The organism is Acidisoma sp. PAMC 29798, assembly GCF_030252425.1.
GTDB lineage: Bacteria > Pseudomonadota > Alphaproteobacteria > Acetobacterales > Acetobacteraceae > Acidisoma > Acidisoma cladoniae.
The window spans coordinates 1,052,032-1,067,659 of sequence record NZ_CP126994.1 but is presented as its reverse complement, the minus strand read 5'-3'; the positions used below and the strand labels follow the sequence as shown (position 1 = coordinate 1,067,659).

15 protein-coding genes are annotated in these 15,628 nt (G+C 63.2%); 5 read left to right on the top strand and 10 right to left on the bottom strand.

The genetic code is table 11. The annotated features are described in order from the left end of the window. The first annotated feature begins 183 nt into the window (after positions 1-183). Entirely contained in the window at positions 184-1,707 is a 1,524-nt protein-coding gene (locus QP803_RS05130; RefSeq protein ID WP_284946650.1) for an amino acid permease, read from the top strand. A gap of 144 nt (positions 1,708-1,851) precedes the next feature. Next, positions 1,852-3,255 (top strand): amidase, encoded by a 1,404-nt coding sequence (locus QP803_RS05125; RefSeq protein WP_284946649.1) that lies wholly within the window; start codon positions 1,852-1,854, stop codon positions 3,253-3,255. 38 nt (positions 3,256-3,293) lie between these two features. On the opposite strand, the gene QP803_RS05120 is transcribed toward QP803_RS05125, so the two are convergent. The 7 genes from QP803_RS05120 to QP803_RS05090 are packed head-to-tail and all read right to left on the bottom strand — an operon-like array spanning position 3,294 to position 10,369. After that, positions 3,294-4,058: an alpha/beta hydrolase gene (locus tag QP803_RS05120; RefSeq protein ID WP_284946648.1), complete on the bottom strand. Its 765-nt coding sequence runs from the start codon at positions 4,056-4,058 to the stop codon at positions 3,294-3,296. After that, positions 4,055-5,035 carry an ABC transporter ATP-binding protein gene (locus tag QP803_RS05115; protein ID WP_284946647.1) on the bottom strand — a complete coding sequence of 327 codons (981 nt, stop codon included), beginning with the start codon at positions 5,033-5,035 and terminating at the stop codon, positions 4,055-4,057. The genes QP803_RS05120 and QP803_RS05115 overlap by 4 nt, the downstream gene beginning before the upstream one ends. A 1-nt stretch (position 5,036) precedes the next feature. Further along, positions 5,037-5,996 (bottom strand): ABC transporter ATP-binding protein, encoded by a 960-nt coding sequence (locus tag QP803_RS05110; protein WP_284946646.1) that lies wholly within the window; start codon positions 5,994-5,996, stop codon positions 5,037-5,039. Then, positions 5,977-6,870: an ABC transporter permease gene (locus QP803_RS05105; RefSeq protein WP_284946645.1), complete on the bottom strand. Its 894-nt coding sequence runs from the start codon at positions 6,868-6,870 to the stop codon at positions 5,977-5,979. The genes QP803_RS05110 and QP803_RS05105 overlap by 20 nt, the downstream gene beginning before the upstream one ends. After that, positions 6,870-7,853 carry an ABC transporter permease gene (locus tag QP803_RS05100; RefSeq protein WP_284946644.1) on the bottom strand — a complete coding sequence of 328 codons (984 nt, stop codon included), beginning with the start codon at positions 7,851-7,853 and terminating at the stop codon, positions 6,870-6,872. Before QP803_RS05100 ends, QP803_RS05105 begins: the two co-directional genes overlap by 1 nt. 13 nt (positions 7,854-7,866) lie before the next feature. Continuing rightward, positions 7,867-9,525 carry an ABC transporter substrate-binding protein gene (locus tag QP803_RS05095; RefSeq protein ID WP_284946643.1) on the bottom strand — a complete coding sequence of 553 codons (1,659 nt, stop codon included), beginning with the start codon at positions 9,523-9,525 and terminating at the stop codon, positions 7,867-7,869. Between the two features lie 58 nt (positions 9,526-9,583). Then, positions 9,584-10,369 (bottom strand): SDR family NAD(P)-dependent oxidoreductase, encoded by a 786-nt coding sequence (locus tag QP803_RS05090; RefSeq protein WP_284946642.1) that lies wholly within the window; start codon positions 10,367-10,369, stop codon positions 9,584-9,586. 139 nt (positions 10,370-10,508) lie between these two features. Here QP803_RS05090 and QP803_RS05085 point away from each other — a divergent pair, with 139 nt between their 5' ends. The 3 genes from QP803_RS05085 to QP803_RS05075 are packed head-to-tail and all read left to right on the top strand — an operon-like array spanning position 10,509 to position 13,696. Next, positions 10,509-11,351, top strand: a complete 843-nt coding sequence (locus QP803_RS05085; RefSeq protein ID WP_284946641.1) for a DeoR/GlpR family DNA-binding transcription regulator — start codon at positions 10,509-10,511, stop codon at positions 11,349-11,351. A gap of 44 nt (positions 11,352-11,395) precedes the next feature. Continuing rightward, a complete protein-coding gene (locus QP803_RS05080; RefSeq protein WP_284946640.1) occupies positions 11,396-12,193 on the top strand; it encodes a BtpA/SgcQ family protein in 798 nt (265 codons plus the stop codon). Between the two features lie 9 nt (positions 12,194-12,202). After that, positions 12,203-13,696, top strand: coding sequence for an FGGY-family carbohydrate kinase (locus tag QP803_RS05075; protein WP_284946638.1), 1,494 nt, complete (start codon positions 12,203-12,205; stop codon positions 13,694-13,696). 141 nt (positions 13,697-13,837) lie between these two features. On the opposite strand, the gene QP803_RS05070 is transcribed toward QP803_RS05075, so the two are convergent. The 3 genes from QP803_RS05070 to gst form a co-directional block, all read right to left on the bottom strand. Then, the gene (locus QP803_RS05070; RefSeq protein ID WP_284946637.1) at positions 13,838-14,380 is read right to left on the bottom strand and encodes a cupin domain-containing protein; all 543 of its coding nucleotides are present in this window, start codon (positions 14,378-14,380) and stop codon (positions 13,838-13,840) included. A 102-nt stretch (positions 14,381-14,482) separates the two neighbouring features. Then, positions 14,483-14,761 (bottom strand): helix-turn-helix domain-containing protein, encoded by a 279-nt coding sequence (locus tag QP803_RS05065; protein WP_284946636.1) that lies wholly within the window; start codon positions 14,759-14,761, stop codon positions 14,483-14,485. A gap of 141 nt (positions 14,762-14,902) precedes the next feature. Continuing rightward, complete coding sequence (gene gst, locus QP803_RS05060; protein WP_284946635.1) at positions 14,903-15,607, bottom strand: glutathione transferase, Atu5508 family; 705 nt, start codon at positions 15,605-15,607, stop codon at positions 14,903-14,905. Between the last annotated feature and the right edge of the window lie 21 nt (positions 15,608-15,628).

Below are 15,628 nucleotides of genomic sequence, written 5' to 3'. Positions count from 1 at the left end.
CAAAACTTTCTCAACTATGAGAGTCGCGCGACAACGGACACTGAGACGAAGCAAGCCAAGCGGGGCACTTCAGCCGACATTTCAAGTGTTTGCCCCAGCGTGCGTCCTCTTTTTTAGGCAATTTTACCTTCGGCACGGCCTTTGCCTTGTTTCAAGGCGAATATCCGATTTGGAGAGGCACGCATGGTCGATCGCAGCACTGACGAAATCCTGAAGCGGGATACGGAGACGCTTCATAAGTTTGGCTATGCGCAGGAACTCAGCCGCCGAATGTCCGGCTTCGGCAATTTCGCGCTCTCTTTCATGATTATCGGTCTGTTCTGGGCCGTGTGTATCAATATCCAGCAAGGCTATTCGACCGCCGGCATGATCGGCATCACGGGCATTTGGCTGGTCGGTTGCGTCATCGCCGTGGCGACCGCGGCATCCCTCGGCGAAATCAGTTCCGCGATCCCGACGGCTGGCGGTCTTTATCACTGGTCTTCGGCATTGGGCGGCCGTGGCTGGGGTTGGGCGACCGCCTGGATCAATCTCCTCGCCTATACCTTCGCGGTCGCAGGGTCGGATGTCGCAGTCTATCTGCTGTTCAATCAAATGATCCTGGGCTGGGTCTTCCACATTGACACGTCAAGCTGGGGATATTGGCATCAGGTTGTCGGCGTCGCGATCATTCTCGGCACGCAGGCGGCCCTCAATCATGCCGGCGTGCGCATGCTCGCCCGTATCGGAGAGTTCGGGGCCTATGTGACGCTGGCTGGCGCGGCGCTGCTTGTGGGCGTCATGCTGTGCAACATTCATCCTGGCAATATCGCGCATCTTTTCGATTATAAGAATTACACCGGCGATGCGGGCGGGGGCACGGCGCCGGCGACCCATAACGGCATTCTCGTCTTTGGCTATGCGCTGTTGCTGCCGCTGTGGATCATCACCGCCTATGACGCATCGGCCCACACCTCCGAGGAAACGGTCGATGCCGCGCGGTCCGTGCCGAGGGCGATGATCAGTTCCGCCTTGCTGTCCGCGGGCTTGGGCCTGGTGTTGCTCGTCGTTCTGGCCTTGGCCATGGGCGATCCGGCGGCGATCGCCAAGCAGGGCGGCAATGCCTTCGCAACCTTGTTCAACAACGCGCCCGCGCCAACGATCGTGAAGGACTTCATCGCGATCGCGATGGTGCTCGCGGCCTATATCTGTGGCGCGGTGGGGCTCACTGGCTTCTCCCGCGCCGTTTTTGCCTTTGCGCGCGATAAGGGACTGCCGTCCATTCTGCGGCATGTCTCGCCCAGCTTCAGGACGCCCGCTCCAGCGATTTGGACCTGCGCCGTGGTCTGCCTTCTCGCGACTCTCTATTCATCGGCCTTCGCCGCCTTGGCCGCTGGCACGGCATTATTCTACCAACTCTCCTACGGCATGGCCATTTTGGCCGCCATGTTCGCCAAGAACCGAAGCTATGGCCCGTTTCGGCTGGGCGGCTGGTCTAAACCCCTCGGCATCATCGCCATCATAGGTGGCGTCTTTATCATTTGGGTCGGGTTGAACCCGCCGACGTCGATCCTGCTCAGCTATTTCGTCGGGATTCTCGCTTTGCTGGTGGTGGGGTGGTTCGGCTTCGAGCGCCGTCGCTTCCCGGGGCCGCCTAGGAACGAAGCCGCCATTCGCGGTCGCCAGCAGGACATCCTGCGTGAGGAAAACGCCCTCGGCGGCGTCTAAAACCCGGTCCAGGGCGACCGTCTTCCAAAACGGTCGCCCTGGACACAAGGTTTCACGAGACTCCATCTTCCAGTTGCCTGCCGCCACACTGACCTGCGATGCTCCTCTCACCGAACCGCGTGTTTGACCCGAGAGGATAGCCGCATGACCGAAACCCCACTCGAATATCTGGAACTGACGGAAATCACCCGCCGCATGCATGCGGGTGACCTGTCACCGGTCGCGGTCACGCAAGCGATGCTCGACCGCATCGCGAAACTCGACGGCACTCTTCGTAGCTACGTGCTGGTTCTTCCCGAGGAGGCGCTGGCCAAGGCGAAGCAGGCGGAGGAGGAGATCGCGCGCGGTGAGATCCGTGGGCCCCTGCATGGCGCGCCGATCGCCGTGAAGGATCTGTGCTGGATGGATGGCGTGCCCACCGCCGCCGGCATGCCGATCCACGGCGATTATCGCCCCGGTGAGGATGCAACCGTCGTCACCCGCTTGCAGGATGCGGGCGCCATCATCCTGGGCAAGCTTCAGCTCACCGAAAGCGCCTATGCCGATCACCATCCGTCCGTGAAGCCGCCGCTCAATCCTTGGGGGCACGACCTGTGGCCAGGCGCGTCGTCCAGCGGATCGGGCGTCGCGACTGCAGCAGGCCTTTGCTACGGCTCGCTCGGGTCCGATACCGGCGGCTCCATCCGGTTTCCCTCGGCGGCACAGGGTCTCACCGGTCTGAAACCGACCTGGGGACGCGTCAGCCGCTATGGCGTCTTTGAACTCGCGGCCACGCTCGATCATATCGGACCGATGACGCGTAGCGCCCGCGATGCGGCGGCCATGCTGGGCGTCATCGCGGGCGCTGACCCGAAGGACCCGACGGCGCTGCAAGAGCCGGTGCCTGATTATCTCGCGTCCATCGACGGCGGCGTGCGCGCAATGCGGATCGGCATCGACTCCAAATGGACCGGCTCTGACGCCGATGCCGAAACCCAGCGCGTGGTGGCCGAAGCGGCTGAGGTGCTGCGCGGCCTGGGTGCGATCGTGGTGGAGGTCACCTTCCCCGATATCCGCCAGGCAGTGCAGGATTGGTTTCCGCTTTGCGCCATCGAGACGGCGGTCGCGCATACGGCGACCTTCCCGTCACGGCGCGACGAATACGGCCCGGCTCTGTCCGGCTTGCTCGATCTCGGGCGTTCCGTGACGGGCCTGGATGTGCAGAGGATGGTGCTGCGCCGGGAAGATCTGCGCGGCCGGGTCAATGCCTTGATGACCGAGATCGATCTCTTGCTGATCCCGGCGATGGGTTTCGCCGCGCCAAGTCTCGCAAAAATGGCGACGCTCGGTACCGATGAGAGCCTGATGAACAGCCTGCTCGGCTTCACCTCACCCTTCGACATGACAGGCCATCCGACCATCACGCTGCCCGGTGGCTTCACCGATGCCGGAGTACCGGTCGCCTTCCAACTCGTGGGGGCGCATCGCGCCGAAGCGCTGCTGTGCCGTGCCGGCCATGCCTTCCAACAGGTTACCGCCTATCACACGCGCCATCCGCATCTCGGCTGATTAAGGGGTCCACATCAAAGGCTGACTGAGCCGACCGCTCAGCCTTGGGCGTGCATCCAGTGGTCGATCGCGTCGATCACCTGGGTCTCGATGCCATCGTAACCATGCGGTGTGAGGGACTCGCACGACCCCTTGGATTGATAGACGCCCCCGGAGACTGACAGCACGCGCACGGAGCGCGCCTGCGTCAGCGCGGCGGCGATCTTTGGTGCGTCTTCCGGCGGGGCGACCGGGCAGGCATCGTCGCGATTCGCGATGATCAGCACGGGGACGCGCACGGCTTGCGAGTCGGCATCGAAGACGGTTTCATGGCTGCCACCACGGCGGCTGACGGATTCTGTCAAGATGACACCGGCAATCGTGCCGGTTGCCGCTTCGGCGGCGCCGTTCATCGCGGCGATCGCGCCTTGGCTGGTGCCGAGCAGGAACACCGGGCCAGGCGACTGGGCTTGGGCGGAGCGGACGAGATCCGCGACCAAACGGGCGTATTGAGGCGAACTTCGCGTTCCACGCAGGTTCGCCTCATCAATCGCGTCAGGGATCAGCACGGCATAGCCCTTCGCGACCCAGAGAGCGCGGGTGCGGACGACGAAGTTGTCGCCATGGCGCAGAGAACCGTTCCGCTCCAGGCCGATATCGCCACTTCCGCCTGGCAGCATCACGATCGTGGCGCGGGGCCGATCCGGAGCCAGGTAAAGGACGCGCTGCCGGCCGACGTCATAGACTTTGGAGGATTGCGCAAAGCTCGTGGCGGGAAGCGAAAGCGCCAGAACGAGACCGATGACGGTCGATAGGCGTTTCACACCGCGGCGCCTGGCACCGTCACGTGGCAGGCGGCCTCGTGGCCGGGGCTGGCGGCATTCAGTTTCGGCGTGACCCAGGTGCAGAGCGGAATAGCGAGGGGGCAGCGCCCGCGAAACCGACATCCCTCACCGGGATCCACGACGCGGGGCGGCTCACCGATATCGCCTGCGCCGATGGTGATCGGCGCGCGGGGATCGGGCACCGCCGAGAGCAGAAGCCGCGTATAGGGATGCAGCGGACGATGCAGAACATCCTCGGTCAGGCCGCTTTCGACCACCATGCCAGCATACATCACCAGCACGCGGTGGGAGATGTAGCGGGCACTTGCGATGTCGTGCGTGATGTAGAGGAAGGACAAATTGTCTTCCGCGCACAGCCGCGCCATCAGATTGAGCACACCGATGCGAATGGACACATCCAGCATCGACACCGGCTCATCCGCCAGCACGAGCTTGGGATGATAGGATAAGGCCTGCGCGAAGCCGACGCGCTGGCGCTGCCCGCCGCTCAACTCATGGGGGTATTTCGCCAGCGTCTGTGCCGCGGGCGTGAGGCCCACGGATTCCAGCGCCTGCTCCGCTTCCGCCACACGCTCGCCGCGTGACAGCGATGGCTGATGCAAGGCGAGACCGCGATCGAGGGCATAGCCGATGGTATGCACGGGATTGAGGGAGCTGAACGGATCCTGAAAGACCATCGGTACCTGGCCGCGATAGGCGAGCAGATCGCGCCGCGACCGAATCTCGGCGAGTGACCGTCCACGAAACAGAATCTCGCCCTTCGTCGGGTGATGGACCATGGCGAGTAGGCGCGCGACGGTGCTTTTGCCGCTGCCGCTCTCCCCCACCACCGCGACAATCTCGCCTTCATTGACGGTCAGATTGAGGTCATCCACGGCATGCAGCGTTCCGCCGAACAAGCCGCCGATACGAAAATGCCGCGCCAGACCGCGCGATTGCAGAAGCGGCGGTGCCATCTCAGGCATCGTAGAGCAGGCAACGAACGGTGCTGGCACCGACATCATACAAATCAGGCTCCGTCACTGCGCAGCGTGGCATGACATCCGCGCAGCGCGGATGGAAGCGGCAGCCGCTGGGCGGCGCCGCCAGATTAGGGGGCGCGCCGGGAATGCCCTTCAGCAGCACCTTCGGGCCGTAGATCGAGGGGAAGGATTCCAGCAGGCCGCGCGTATAGGGGTGCTTCGGTGCCGCGAAAATCTCCCGCGTCGGGCCGAGTTCCACGATCTTACCCGCATACATCACCGCCAGACGGTCAGAGAAATGGCCGACGAGGGACATGTCATGCGTAACGAAGATGACGGCGAAGCCCAGTTGCCGCTGCAACTCCTTGATCTGCACCATGAGCGAGCGTTGCGCCACGACATCGAGGGCGGATGTCGGCTCATCCATGATGATCAGCTCAGGTGACAGCAGAAGCGCCATGGCGATCATCACGCGCTGGCGCATACCGCCCGAAAGCTGGTGCGGAAAGCTTTTGAGATGAACGGTGTCGATGCCGACCAGCCGCAGCACCTCCTGCGAGCGGTCGCGAATCCGGCGGCGGTCGGATTGACCATGCGCGCGCATCACATCCTCATACTGCGCACTGACGGTCTTGACGGGATTGAGCGCGTTCATCGCACTTTGCATAACGACCGCATAATCCCGCCACCGGCCGGCACGCAGCTGCTGCGCGGTGAGACGCACCATATCCTCCCCTTTAAACAGCACGCGTCCGCCGACAAGTTCCGCCGGCGGGCTGAGCAATTGGGCGATGGCGAAGAGCAAGGTGGATTTGCCGCAGCCGGATTCACCGACGATGCCGAGAAACTCACCGCGCGCGAGAGCAAAATCGACATGATCGACGGCCTTCGCGGCCCCGTTCGCGGTCGCGTAATCGACCTGGATATCGGTGACCTCAAGAACCGCTGCGGACACGCTTCCTCCGTACCGGGCGCAGCACCGGATTGCTGATCTCATCGAAAGCATAGTTGAGAAGCGCGAAGGCGCCACCGAGCGTCGCGATGCCAAGACCCGGCGCGATCGCCCACAGCGGTGACCCGGCCTGCAACGCCTCATTGTTCTGTGCCCAATACAGCATGGTGCCCCAGCTATCGGTGTTGATGTCGCCGAGGCCGATGAACTGCAAGCCGGCGGCCGTCAAAATTGCATAGACCGAAGCGCCGAGGAAATTCGCGACCAGCAAGGACGTCATATTCGGCAGGATTTCGGAGACGACGATCCGCCAGCTCCGCTCGCCCCGCAAACGCGCGGCAACCAGAAATTCCCGGTGTCGCAGCGACAGCACTTGTGCGCGCAATTGGCGGGCGCCGAAGGACCAGCCCGTGATGACCAGAACTGCGATGATGATGGCGTTGCCGCCATTCTTTGAATAGGCGGCGATGACGACCACGAGCGGAAAGGCGGGAATGACGAGAAACACATCCGTCATCAGCGACAAAAAGCCATCCGCGATGCCGCCCAGATAGCCGGCGGTGACGCCGATCAACGCCGAAAGGATCGTCGAAATCAGGCCCGCGACGACGGCGAGCACGAGGGAGGAGCGTGCCCCCCAGACGAATTGAGCAAAGATGTCCTGGCCATAGGATGTCGTGCCGAGCAGGTTCGCCCAGGACGGACCGAGACCCGGTTGGTAGATTTCGGCATTGGGGTCGCCCGGCGCGATCAGGCCGGGCACCAGCGCCATGATGACGCAAAGGCCGAGAAGGCAAGCCCCCGCCAGCGCCTTGCGGCTCGACAGGATGGCGCCGCCGAGCCGACGCAGCGGCTGCAATCGCACCCTCACCGACATCAGGAGCCGGTCCGTGTGCGCGGATCGAGCAGCACGGTGACGCCGTCCACCACCAGCACGGCTACCAGCACAGCCACGGTGATGAACAGGAACAAGGTCTGCATGAGGGGATAATCTTCGTTGAGCACCGCTTGCAACATCATGTAGCCGACGCCGGGATAGGAGAAGACATATTCCACGAGAATGGCGCCGCTGACGACAAAGCCGAGCGACATGCCGAAGCCGCTGAGATTGGGCAGGATGGCATTCCGGCCGGCATAATCGAACATGATGCGGGCGGGCGACAGGCCCTTGGCGCGCGCCATACGCACATAGTCTTCGGCCATGGTCATGATCATGTTGTTACGCATGGTCAAAATCCAGCCGCCGATGGAGGTGATGACGATGGTGATGCCGGGCAGAATCGCATGTTTCAAGACGTCGCCCAGAAAGTGCCAGTTGAACGCGGCCGTGCTGCCATTGGTATAGCCGAAGCCGAGTGGCAACCAGCCGAGCGTGACCGAAAAGACCAGGATCGCCACCATCGCGATCCAGAAATACGGAAAGGCCGATAGCACGATGAAGACCGGCGGCAGAATGCTGTCGAACCAGCCGCCGCGCCCCCAAGCGCCCATCATGCCGATCAGCGTGCCGAGCAGAAAGGCGATGACGGTCGTGACGCCGACCAGACATAGCGTCCAGGGCAGCGCGCCGAAGACGACTGTGCTGACCTGCTCGGGAAAGAACGTCAGCGAGCGGCCGAAATTGCCGGTCAGGCTATTGCCCAGATACGTCACATATTGGTCCAGCAGGCTCGCCTTCGTATTCACCCCGAAGGCAGCCTCCATGGCTTGCAAGGCTTGACCGCTCAACCGGCCGTGAAACCGCGCCATCATGGCGATGGCGGGATCCCCGGGCATGAGGCGCGGAAGGAAGAAATTGACCGTCATCGCCGCCCACAGGGTTACGATGAAGAAACCCACCCTCCGCAAAATATAGCGCATGCCTTTTTATCGATTACTTCTCGTGCAAATGGAGCATGATCACGCCCCAGTCGGGGAAGGTGTAGCCGCCGAGAGGCTGGGCATAGGGATCCTCGGGCGTCGGCCAGCCGGTGAACTGCGCTGTTGAATATTCATCCCAATCGGCCTGCTCGGTCACCGGAATCAACGGCACGTCTTGCAGCATGACATTCTGCAGCTTGCTCATGATGTCGTATTGCGCCTTGGGGTCGGTCGAGGCGGCGTAGCTGTCGATCAGCGCATCGGTCGCCTTGTTGGAATACCGCTCCCAATTAGTCGAGGCAGCCTGGCCGATCGCCGCACTGCCGGCGCTATAGAGCCACTGGCGGAATTCGTAATAGGGCGTCGGGCCACCGGACTCATAGGCATAGGCCAAGTCGAAATTGCCGTTGAACAGCCTGGCGTTATAGTCGCTGCCGGCAAGATTCTGGATCGTCAGCTTGATGCCGACGGCCTTGAGCTGTTGCGCCATCACCTGCAAGGCGGCGACCCAATCGGTATAGGCGCTTTGGTTGATGATGGTGAAGGCGAGCGGCTTGCCGTCGGGCGAGGCGAATGTGCCGTCATCGCCGCGCTTGAAGCCGGCCTTCTCAAGAATGGCGATGGCCTTCTTGGGGTCATAGGCATAGCCCGCCTTGGTGAGCTGCGCCTTGTCCAGCCAGGTCGCGAAGGTTGGCGTCACGATACCGGCCTGATTGGCCGGAAGTTCATAGCCATATTCGCCAATCATCGCGACGCGGGCACGATCGATGCCGAAGGCCATCGCCTGGCGCACGGCCACGTTCTGGAGCAGCGGCACAGTCTGGTTGATGAAGACCGCGACGTTCACGACGGGCGGGAACCAATAGTGATTGTCTTTGCTCTTCGACAGGTATTCGGCTTTGAGGTTCGGAATGAACTGGCCGCCCCATTGAGCCTGACCGGTCGCGAGCAGTTCGTTCGCCGGCGGATTGGAGGTGAAGGCCGGATACTCGATCTTCGCGATCTTCGGCAGACCGGGCTGCCAATACTGCGGATTGCGCGCGTAGCTGACATCCTGCGGCGTGCAATGCGAAATGGTATAGGGGCCAGTGCCGACGGGCGTGCCGTCCAGATAGGTCGTCGGGTCCTTCACTTTGCCCCAGACATGCTCCGCGACGATGCCGACCTGATCGGCGACATAGTAGAAGAAGGGTACGGCTGCGGATTTGAAGGTGAAGACGACCGTGTCATCGCCCGAGGCCGTGACGGTGGACAGTGCCGACCAGACGGTGTTCAGATCGAGCGCCGGAAACTTCTTCAGCATATTGAAGGTGAACACGACATCGGCCGCCGTGAAGGGCTGGCCGTCGGTCCATTTCACACCCTTCTGCAACGTGAAGGTCAAGACCGTATTGCCCGCGCTCCATTGATAGGCGCTGGCGAGCCAGGGACTGACCTTCGCGTCCTGGAGAGTATTGACGAACATCAGCGGCTCATACACGAGGCCGACGGAGAGGAAGTTGGACGAGGGGTTGAAGGGGCTGAAGCCGCAGGTCCACAGGAACTGGGCATCGGAAATCGTCATCGTGCCGCCGTCATCGGCTGCATAGGCTTTCGGTGTCGATGCCGTGCCGAGGCCGGTGAGGACGCTTGCCCCCGCCAGCAATGCCATGAGCCAAGTGCGCTTCGCCATAGTACCCTCCATCGATTGACGCGTTGGTGTCAGGATCGTCTTCGCCAGCGGGCGAAGCTCAGGTCATGTAGACGCCGCCTGTCACATTGACGGACTGGCCAGTCATGAAGCCAGCCGCATCCGACAGCAGGAACGCCACGACTTTCGCGACATCCTCCGCTTCCTCGATACGGCCGAGTGGCGTGAGGGAGATATATTCGTCGAACACCGCTTGCGGCGTCATGCCGCGAAGCTCGGCTTCCCAGACGATTTCGCGCGACTGCATGCCTGTGCGCACGAAGCCGGGGCAGACGGCATTGACGCGAATGCCGTGCTTGGCCATTTCCCGCGCCAGCGATTGCGTCCACCCGATAACCGCGAATTTGCTCGCCGCGTAGTGGGCGAGCAACGGCGCACCGACCTTCCCGGCGAGGGAGGCGGTATTGCAAATCGCGCCCTTGATGCCGCGATCGAGGAAATGGCGGCAGGCAGATTGATTGGTGAGAAAGACGCCGCGTGCATTCACGTCGAAGTTGAAGTTCCAGTCTTCATCCGTGAGATCGAGTGCGGGTTTCATGTTGGACACGCCGGCATTGGCAATCACGCGGTCGATGGTCCCGAACACGGATATGGCCTGGGCAAAGCCCGCCTCCACGCTCGCGCGCTTAGTAACATCCATCTGAATGGCGATGGCATCTGGTGATACGGCCGTGGCAGCCGCGGTTGCGGCCGCAAGATCGATATCGGCAATGGCGATGCGAACGCCCTGCACCTGCAACGCGGTGGCGATGGCACGGCCGATACCGGTCGCACCACCTGTGATGAGTGCCGTCTTGCCTGCGAGATCGTCGCCGAGCCTATTCATCCACTACCCTATCGCTGCACGCTACTATCCGCGAAACCATAACAGCGGGTGCCGCGCAGTCAAACAAAATCAAACATATTTTCGCGCGACTCTGTTTGAATTTCTTGTATGGATCGGATCTGGCGCGTAGAACGACGAGATGCGCAGCCAAAGACAGCAGCAGGCCGCTCCCGCTGACAAAGCTGATCGGACGGTCCCGATTGGCCCCGCGCGGGCGCGTCGGCAGGCTCTGCACGGATTGATCACAGACCGTGGCTTCGTCTCCGTCACCGATGTGGCGCGGGAAATTGGTATTTCGGACATGACCGTCCGCCGCGATCTGGAGTCGCTGGAGCGTGACGGTCTGATCCAGCGTTCCCACGGCGGCGCTATGCCGGCAGCGCCCGCCATCATCATTCCAACAGAACCGTCCTTTGCCGCGCGGCGGGATCTGCATCGTGACGCGAAGGCACGGATCGCCATCAAAGCGGCAGGTCTGGTGCGATCGGGTGATGTGCTCGGTCTGGATGTGGGGTCAACCGTCGCCGGCCTTGCGGCGGAACTCGCATCGCGCGCGGGGATCGAGATCGTCACCAATAGCCTGCAAACCGTGCTTGCCATGCCGCAGCCGGTTCTGCCCGAGGTCTTCCTATTGGGCGGCAGGCTGCGCCCCTTGGAAGGGTCTCTATGCGGCAGCATCACCCGCCAGCAATTGGCGGGGCATTGGATGGACCGTGTGTTCATCGGTGTCGCCGGCGTCGACGAAAACGGACTCTATGACTATTCGCCGGAGGAGGCCGAAGTGAAGGCCGCCTTCATGCAACAGGCTACGGCGGTCACCGTGCTGTGCGACAGCAGCAAGTTCGGTCGCCGTTCCTTCGTGCGTGTCTGTGGCTTCGAGGCCATCGGCAGCATCGTGACCGATGCAGAACCGCCCGCCGCCATATGCAAGATCGCAAGGGCAGCAGGCGTCGAGATCATCATCGCGGCCCCCTTGGATTGAGCCGCGACCCCTGTGGCGTTTCGGATAGAGTGAAGGACTGCTCCATGTTTGATTTCTTCGACGGCAAGAAAAAAGTCGTCATCGGCATGATTCATATCGGCGCCTTGCCGGGCACGCCGCTGTATGACGAGAAGGGTGGCATGAAGGCCCTGATCGAGGGGGCCGCCGCCGATCTGGAGGCGTTGCAGGCGGGCGGTGTCGACGCTGTCATGTTCGGCAACGAAAATGACCGGCCCTATTCGCTGAAGGCACCAACATCCTCCGTCGCCGCGATGAGCGCCGTGGTCTCTCGCCTCAGCCCATCGATCCGCGTGCCCTTCGGCGTGAACTACCTGTGGGATCCCGTGGCGAGCGTCGGCATCGCCGCGGCGACGGGCGCAAAATTCGTGCGCGAAATCTTCACCGGCGTCTATGCCTCCGACATGGGGCTGTGGGTGCCGGACTGTGACGGTGCGCTGCGCGCGCGGCGCGACCTGGGCGTGCGGGACTTGAAGCTGCTGTTCAACATCAATGCCGAATTCGCCGCACCGCTCGATACGCGTCCGCTCGGCCTTCGGGCACGCAGCGCCGTGTTCTCCTCCCTCGCGGATGCCATTCTCGTCTCCGGCCCCATCACCGGTCAGGCGACCGAGCAGTCCGACCTCAATGCCGTCTGCGCGGCCGTGAAGGACGTGCCGATCTTCGCCAATACCGGCGTCAATCTGGACAATGTCACCGATGTTCTCGGCGTCGCGGACGGCTGCGTCGTCGGCACGCATTTCAAAGTCGATGGTCATACCTGGAACGCCGTGGACACCACGCGGGTGAAGCGCTTCATGGATAAGGTTGCGACGCTCCGCTAGGCGCACGTCATGGCCGCTGTCATCGGCATCGATATCGGCACGACATCGACGATCGGTATCCTCATCGATCTGCCAGATCGGATCGTCGCCATCGTGTCACGGCCGGTTGATCTCGTCTCGCTCCATGCCGGCTGGGCGGAGGAAGACCCCGCGCAGTGGTGGCGCAATACCTGCGCCGTCGTGAGGGAGCTTCTGGCCGTCGAGCCGGCTTTGTCCGCCACGCTGGCGGGCATCGGCGTCGCCGGCATGGTGCCGGCCGTGGTTCTGCTCGATGAGGATGGCCAGTTGCTTCGTCGCAGCATCCAGCAGAGCGATGGGCGCTGTGCGCGTGAGGTCGAGGAACTGGCCGCCGAGGTCGATGGCGCGCGTTTTCTCGTCCGCACCGGCAATGGCATCAATCAGCAGATCGTGGCGACGAAGCTGCGCTGGCTCGCGCGGCATGAGCCCGAGGTTTTCGCGCGCATTGGCACCGTGTTCGGCTCTTACGACTACATCAACTGGAAACTGAGCGGCGCCCGCGCGATCGAGCACAATTGGGCGCTCGAAGCGGGCTTCGTCGATCTCGCGGATGGCGCAGTCGCGGCCGATCTGGTGGCACTGGCGGGCATCCCTGCCTCCGCCCTGCCGCCGATCCGCACCAGCGAGACGGTTCTGGGTCATGTCACCGCCGAGGCCGCCGCCGAAACGGGATTGCCCGTGGGCCTGCCGGTGGTCGCGGGGGCCGCCGATCATGTCGCCTCCGCCTATGCGGCCGGTGTGGTCGCGGCAGGCGATGTGCTGCTGAAGTTTGGCGGCGCGGGGGATATTCTGCTCGCGGCCGACGTCGCCCGCCCCGATGCACGCCTGTTCCTGGATCGCCACGTCATTCCCGGCCGCTTCATGCCGAATGGCTGCATGGCCGCGACGGGCGCAATGCTGAACTGGATCGTCACCGGCTTCGCGGCCGGCGCGGTTATGGGCGTCGCCGATCCGCATGCGCATCTCGACCGCATGGCCGAGGGCATTCCCGCCGGCAGCGAGGGCGTGGTCGTGTTGCCCTATCTGCTGGGCGAAAAAAGCCCGATCCATGATCCTGCGGCGCGCGGCACCATCACCGGCCTCAGCCTCAATCACGGCCCGGCTCATCTGTGGCGCGCGGCTCTGGAAGGCGTCGGCTACGCGTTTCTGCATCACATCGAGGTTTTTCGCGAGCTCGGTTACCCCGTGCGGCGCCTTCTGGTGTCAGACGGCGGAGCGCGCAGCCTGATCTGGATGCAGATCGTGTCCGACATCCTCCAGATGCCCATCCAGCGGTTGGAGGGTCATCCCGGGTCCTGCCTCGGCGCCGCCTGGGTGGCCGCCATGGGCACTGGCGCGAGCGATGACTGGGCGGGCGCGGCGGCGCTGGTGCATCGCGGCACGATGCTCATGCCCAATCGGGACCATGCCGAGGCCTATGCGCGCGGTTACCAGCGGTTTCGCGGCCTGTACCGCCAGCTCGCGCCCTGGTTCGCGGAGGGCTAGCGCCCTTTCACCAAGGGACGGTTTGGCCGCGATGCCAGAGGCATTCCAGGCTCGGACGGCGGAATACGCTGCGCTTTTCCGCCAAATCAGGTTAGGATCCGTTGACGCCATAGGCCCGCACCTTCTCGTCGCGCGCCCGGATCAGACGGGTGCGTCGCGGCCGCGCGTCAGAAGCGGCGTGGGTTGTGGCTGGCCCTCGTAATAATCGGTCTCGCGCAAGAATCCGTGGCGATTGAGGGCATCGATAACGAGCGCGCCGCTGTCGGGATAGGTGCAGACGTCCCCAGGCGGTTCGGCGCCAATCGCGAGATAGACCAGGTCGCCCGTGTTGTCCGGCGTCGTGGGGTTGGCAATCTGATGGGCGATCCCCGTGTCGGCCGGACAGGAAATACAGTCCCCAGGGCGGATCTCGTACACGCGATCGCCGTAGCGGAACAGACCTTGCCCTTCGAGCACGACGAAGATCTCGTCAGCCATAATATGCGTGTGCGCCGGGCACGCACTGTGGCCCGGGGGCACCCGCCTGGCGTTCATGCCGAGACGGCCCATCCCGAAACGCCCCGGCCCCGCATCCTTCATCGCAGGCGTCAACGCGCGCCTGAAATGCGTCCAAGCGGCGGGCACGTCGGCCGCGATTTCCGGCGCCGTGTGCATGTTGACGATCGTCGGTGCGTTCTGGGTCATGTCGTCCTCATTGTATCCGTGTCGCCTGCCGCTCACGGCTTGCAGCCGAAGCGGTCGGGCGCTGCCGCCAGCGTCAAATTTAAGGCACGCGGGCCTGTCCGATCAACCACCGCGTGCGTCGCGGCGAACCTCGCTTTCCGCGCCCAGACGGCCTCCATCCTTAACCGTTCCTGCCCATAGCCACGCCTGGCGCCGCAGCACCTGAGGCGGTTGTCCGAAGCCGCGCAAAAACGCACGAGGCAAGTGGTCGCGATCGCTGAACCCGGTTTGCTGCGCAACAACGTCGATGGGGTGGCGGCTCTGCTCCATCAGGGTCTGCGCCGCCTCTACCCGCAGAGTTTCGATCGCTTTGGCCGGGGATCGACCTTCACTTTCGGACATTGCCTCTGCAACTCCCGCGCATGCAGCCAATGGGTGGTGGCATGCCACCACCCAAGAGGCCCGCTTCCGCGAGCACGAAGGCGCCCGTGCAGACCGTGGCGATCCGACGATGACGCTGACCTTCAAGCGCGCCAATCGCGCTCAGTGACGGTCCAGAACCTTGCGGAGTGATACCTCAATCTGACCGCCGCAATAGGCGTCGCCGTAATCGTGCCGCGCTTTGGCGAAGAGCTTCGCCAGCGGCGGCAGAGCGGAGACCCGTCGCGACAGGTCGGCCGTCATGGGTGCGGTGTCTTCCAGAAGCGCCGCGAGTTTCGGGAAGCGGTCGGCCATGGTGGACCACAAGATCGCCGTCACAATATCGGCGATACCCGGCGCCGTGCTGCCAAGCAGGAAGCCGGCATCGGCCGTCAGGCCGTGGCGGCGGCCGGTCTCTTCCCAGAAGGACATCCACTTTTCCAGCCGCGGAATGAAGTTCTGCCAGCGCTTATCCGTCCACATCTGGCGTCCGCCATCCAGGGTGATCTCGTCGATCACGTCATTGGCGTCATGTACCGTTTTCATCGTCATGGCGCGAAGCGCCGGCGTGGCCGGCATCAGGTCGAGCGTCTCACCCAGATACAGCAGAATCGCCGGCATCTGGGCGATGGCGAAATCCGCCTTTTTGTCGATGAGGATGGGGGGACCCATAAACGGGACCGGCATGTTCTTTGCCGGTGCGCTCATCAATTTCGGAATTGCTGTGGCATCGCTCTCGGTCCAGATCTTGCCGGCATAGGCAAGGATCGCCCTTACGAATTGGCCACGAAAGGGAATGGGCCAGTAGTAGAGGTCGTAGTCCGCCATCTCGATGGTCCCGATACTGGG